This is a genomic window from Stenotrophomonas sp. YJH_SMC_91, assembly GCF_059368495.1.
Genome location: NZ_JCAFRT010000029.1, coordinates 1 through 4,556, shown reverse-complemented (window position 1 = coordinate 4,556; position 4,556 = coordinate 1). Strand labels below are relative to the sequence as shown.

The following is a 4,556-nucleotide window of genomic DNA, read 5'->3' as shown; positions in this document are numbered from 1 at the left end:
GGAGATCAAGGGCCTGATCGATGATTCGGTCGGCAAGGTCGCCGAAGGCTCCAGCCTGGTGCACCAGGCCGGCAGCACCATGGGCGAGATCGTCGCCTCGGTGCAGCGCGTGACCGACATCATGGCCGAGATCTCCGCCGCTTCGCAGGAACAGTCGGCCGGCATCGAGCAGGTCAACCAGACCGTGGTGCAGATGGACGAAACCACCCAGCAGAATGCCGCGCTGGTGGAGGAAGCGACTGCTGCGGCGCGCGCCATGGAAGACCAGGCCGTGCAGCTGGGCGAAGCCGTGGCGCGCTTCCGGCTGGCATCGCAGGGCGTCGCCGCTGCGCCGGCACGCTTGGCAAATGCACCGCAGCCACGTCAGGTCGCGGCCGCCCTGCCCGTCACCAAGGCAGCACCGACACGGCCGCTGCGGGCGTCGGCCGCCCAGCCGGCGCTGGCTGCCGAGGGTGATTGGCAGGAGTTCTGACCCCACGCAGAAAGCATCCGCCCATGGGGTGGATGCACCAGCATGGCGGGCCACGGGGCCAGATCCCTTTCCCACGGGAAAGGGATCTGGCCCCTTATGCATGGAAAGTGATGCAAATCCCACTTCATAATCCAATGAAGAGGCCGATATCCCCATCGAGCCTGCAACAACGCGTGCTGGCGCCCGCCCCTGATCACAGACTCCATGTCCGACGGCCACGACACTGAACTGCATGATGTCCACGCGGCCGACGCCGCGGACGAACGCTTCCTGGTCCGCAACCCCCGCCAGCTGCGGCAGCTGCTGCGCTCGCTGATCGACCAGCGATCACTGATCAACGCGCATATCGACGGCCGGGATCGTTCCTTCCCGACCGCCCTGCTTGATCTCGACGAGGACGAAGACTACCTGCTGCTCGACGGCAGCCCGCAGGAGGCGTCGAACCGTGCCGCCGAGCAGGCCGACCACCTGCTCTGCTTCGCCCAGCTTGAACGTGTCCTTGTGCGGTTCCGCCTGCACGAACTGCAGCGCGTGGACAACGACGGCCACGTCGCCTTCCGCGCCCCGCTGCCGGACGAACTGGTGCATCTGCAGCGCCGTGAGCTGTACCGGCTGGAGACCCCGGTCACCGACTCGCCGCATCTGCTGCTGCCACCCGGCGAAGCACGTGCCGAAGCGCTGTCGATGCGGGTGGTGGACATCAGCGGTGGCGGCCTGGCCGTAGTGGTTCCCAACGACTGCGCCGTATTCGGCCTGCAGAAGCGCTACCCGGCGCAGCTGTCGCTGCCCGATGGCCCCGACCTGGACATCGAACTGGTGGTCTGCAACCTGCTGCCACAGCGACAGCCCAATGGCATCGAGGTCAAGCGCGTGGGAATGCGCTTTGACAGCCTGCCGCGCGGCGGCGACAGCGCCATCCAGCGCTACATCTTCCGCATCGACCGCCAGCGCAAGGCGCGCCGCAACGGCGAGCTCTGAGGCCCGTTCGACCGTTCGTGCCGGCCGGCGGCCGGCAACCCGCATGATGCCGTCGCCGGCCAGCGGCCGGCACTACCGATCTTCGGCGGATCCACGCCATATGCGCGTGCCGGCCGCGCCGCGGTAGATCCACGCCATGCGTGGATGCCTCTCCCCCGGCACCTAAAGTCCCCCCACGCGGGGCCGATATCGAGCCTGACACCGGGACTTCCGGCAGAACCAGGACCCCTCGATGAACGACAAGACCAGCTCCGCCGCCAGCGCCGGTGGCGAATTCCTCAGCTTCACCCTCGGCGCCGAGCACTACGGCGTGGACATCCTCAAGGTGCAGGAGATCCGTGGCTACGATGCGGTCACCCGCGTGCCGGACGCCCCGGACTACATCAAGGGGGTGATCAACCTGCGCGGCACCATCGTGCCGGTCATCGACCTGCGCTTGAAGCTGCGCCTGGACAACGCCCGCTACGACGCCTTCACCGTGATGATCGTGCTCAACGTCGAAGACCGCGTGGTCGGCATCGTGGTCGACAGCGTGTCGGACGTGATCCCGCTGTCGGCCGAGCAGATCCGCCCGACCCCGGAGTTCGGCGCTGCAGTCGACACCCGCTTCATCTCCGGCATCGGCACCCACGACGACCGCATGCTGATCCTGCTGGACATCGAGACCCTGCTCGACAGCGCCGACATGGGCCAGGCCTCCCTCGCCGAAGACGCTGCCGCCTGAGCCATCGGACCTGCTTCACGTTCTGGTCACAAAACCCTTCAGTTCCCCCCAGCAGTGCCGATAGGGGGACAGAAGCCGGTCGCGCAGGAGCGCGCGGAACCGGAACGACCATCACCATCCCCGGAGATACACCTCGATGAAGTCCCTGCTTGCGTTCGTTTCGGCCGCTGTCCTGGCCACCACCGCTTCCTCCGCGTTCGCCCAGGCGGCCGACATGATCCCGCCGGAACTGGCCCCGCGTTCGGTCGGCAAGGACGGCATGGTCTGTGGCAAGGTCGAAAAGGCCCGCTACGCAGAAGGTTCCGAAGGCCAGCCGACCTTCCTGTACATGGGCGGTGCCTTCCCGCGCCACACCTTCTCGGCCCGCATCGCCGGCGAGAACCGCGGCAAGTTCTCCTTCCCGCTGGAAACCCTGGAAGGCAAGACCGTGTGCGTGATCGGCAAGATCCAGCGCGACGCCTCGCGCGCGGAAATCGAAGTCAGCTCGCCGGCGGGCCTGAAGCTGGCCAACATCAAGTAATCCGCTGTCCGTCGAACCACGCCGGAGCTTGTGCCGGCGTGGTTTCTGCTGCAACCGGGCCCGACGCCCGGACGCGTCTGCCTTAGGAGATCGCAACGCCCATGCCGTGGATCAACAACCTGAAACTGATGCCGAAGCTGCTGTTGACCTTCGGCGTCCTCCTGCTGGTGATGCTGCTGCAGGGCATCGTCGCCTATCGCGGACTGCATTCGCTGAACAACGTCACCACCGAGTTGGCCGGTTCACGCATGGAAAGCATCCGCATGGCCGGCGAGATGCGCGGCATGCTGGGCGAGTACCGCAATGCCGCCTACCAGCAGCTGATCCGCGCCAGCGATGACGTCAAGTCCGACGCGCGCAAGCAGGCCGTCGACCTGCGCACCAGCATGGACACGTCGATCAAGGAATACCCGAAGCTGGTCGACAACGCGCAGCAGAAGAAGCTGTTCGATACCTTCGCCAAGGAATGGAAGGACGCCCTGGCCTCCTACGACAGCGTCACCGAGATGCTGGAGCTGGACCTGCCGGACGATGCCATCGATACCTTCGTGGGCGAGACCCGCACCAAGCACCGCAAGGCTGCATCCGCGCTGGAAGCGCTGATCGCCGAAGACAACCGCCTCGCCCGCGCCTCGCGCGAAGAGGCCGCGTCCACCTATTCCGCCTCCGCCGTGCTGACCGTGATCGCCCTGCTGGGCGGCGCCGCGCTCGGCCTGGTGCTGGTCTGGCTGTTCGCGCGCGCCCTCGTCGGCAGCGTGCGTGGCGCCGTGTCGGTTGCCAACGACGTGGCCGGCGGCAAGCTCGATGGCCACATCGACGTCAGCCGCCAGGACGAAGTGGGCGAGCTGATGCAGGCCATGCAGCGCATGCAGCGCGACCTGCGCGAACGCATCGAAACCGACCAGGCCGTTGCCCGCGAGAACCTGCGCATCCGCACCGCGCTGGACTACAGCTCGACCGGTGTCTACCTGACCGATACCAGCAACACCATCGTCTACAGCAACCGCGCCCTGCAGCAGACCCTCAGCCAGTACCAGGATGAAGTACGCCGCGACCTGCCGGACTTCGACGCCCAGGCCTCGTTGATCGGCAAGCCGGTCACCGTGCTGGAACACCGCGGCGAGATGGACCAGACGCTGTTGGGCAACCTGAAGGCCCACGGCGTCGCCCGTCGCCCGATGCAGTACGGCGATGCCCAGTTCGCGCAGGTGGTGTCGACCATCCGCAACGAAGGCGGCGACACCGTCGGCTACGTGGTGGAATGGCGCGACCGCACCCAGGAAGCACTGGTCGAAGCCGAAGTGGCGCGCGTGATCGCCCAGGCCGCCGCCGGCGACCTGTCCGGCCGCATCGACGCCAGCGACAAGGAAGGCTTCTTCCTGCAGCTGGCCCAGCAGATCAACGGCCTGCTGGACGCCAATGCCGGCAGCATCGAACAGATCTCCGGCCTGCTTGCCGCGCTGTCGCAGGGTGACCTGACCGTGCGCATGCACGGCGACTACCAGGGCGTGTTCGCCCGCATGCGCGACGACGCCAACGCCACCGCCGCGCAGCTGAGTGAAATCGTCACCCGCATCAAGCAGTCCAGCCGCGCGATCAGCTCGGCCGCCGGCGAGATCGCCTCGGGCAACAGTGACCTGTCGCGCCGTACCGAGCAGCAGGCCGCCAACCTGGAAGAAACCGCTGCCTCGATGGAGGAACTGACCTCCACCGTGCGCCAGAACGCCGAGCACGCCCGCCAGGCCAACCAGCTCGCCATCGGCGCGCACGGTGTCGCTTCGCAGGGCGGCGAGGTGGTCGGCCAGGTGGTCACCACCATGTCGGCCATCGAAGCCTCGTCGAAGAAGATCGCCGAGATCATC

General features: G+C 67.0%; 5 protein-coding genes. All 5 read left to right on the top strand.

The genetic code is table 11. From position 1 onward, the window contains the following. Positions 1 to 472, top strand: a 472-nt coding sequence (locus AC5P5X_RS20300; protein WP_495213729.1) for a methyl-accepting chemotaxis protein, incomplete at its 5' end; no start/stop codon positions are given. Positions 473 to 676: 204 nt separating this feature from the next. Continuing rightward, positions 677 to 1,450 (top strand): flagellar brake protein, encoded by a 774-nt coding sequence (locus tag AC5P5X_RS20295; protein WP_005413239.1) that lies wholly within the window; start codon positions 677 to 679, stop codon positions 1,448 to 1,450. A 232-nt stretch (positions 1,451 to 1,682) separates the two neighbouring features. Continuing rightward, complete coding sequence (locus tag AC5P5X_RS20290) at positions 1,683 to 2,174, top strand: chemotaxis protein CheW (RefSeq protein ID WP_005409516.1); 492 nt, start codon at positions 1,683 to 1,685, stop codon at positions 2,172 to 2,174. A gap of 136 nt (positions 2,175 to 2,310) precedes the next feature. After that, positions 2,311 to 2,694 (top strand): hypothetical protein, encoded by a 384-nt coding sequence (locus tag AC5P5X_RS20285; RefSeq protein WP_005409515.1) that lies wholly within the window; start codon positions 2,311 to 2,313, stop codon positions 2,692 to 2,694. 101 nt (positions 2,695 to 2,795) lie between these two features. Continuing rightward, positions 2,796 to 4,556 (top strand): methyl-accepting chemotaxis protein (locus tag AC5P5X_RS20280; protein ID WP_099597122.1); only part of this gene is annotated, 1,761 nt, incomplete at its 3' end.

Excerpts from the sequence above, each read along its gene's own strand:
- AC5P5X_RS20295 (WP_005413239.1), top strand. The coding sequence starts at position 677 with ATGTCCGACGGCCACGACACTGAACTGCATGATGTCCACGCGGCCGAC.
- AC5P5X_RS20290 (WP_005409516.1), top strand. The coding sequence starts at position 1,683 with ATGAACGACAAGACCAGCTCCGCCGCCAGCGCCGGTGGCGAATTCCTC.
- AC5P5X_RS20285 (WP_005409515.1), top strand. The coding sequence starts at position 2,311 with ATGAAGTCCCTGCTTGCGTTCGTTTCGGCCGCTGTCCTGGCCACCACC.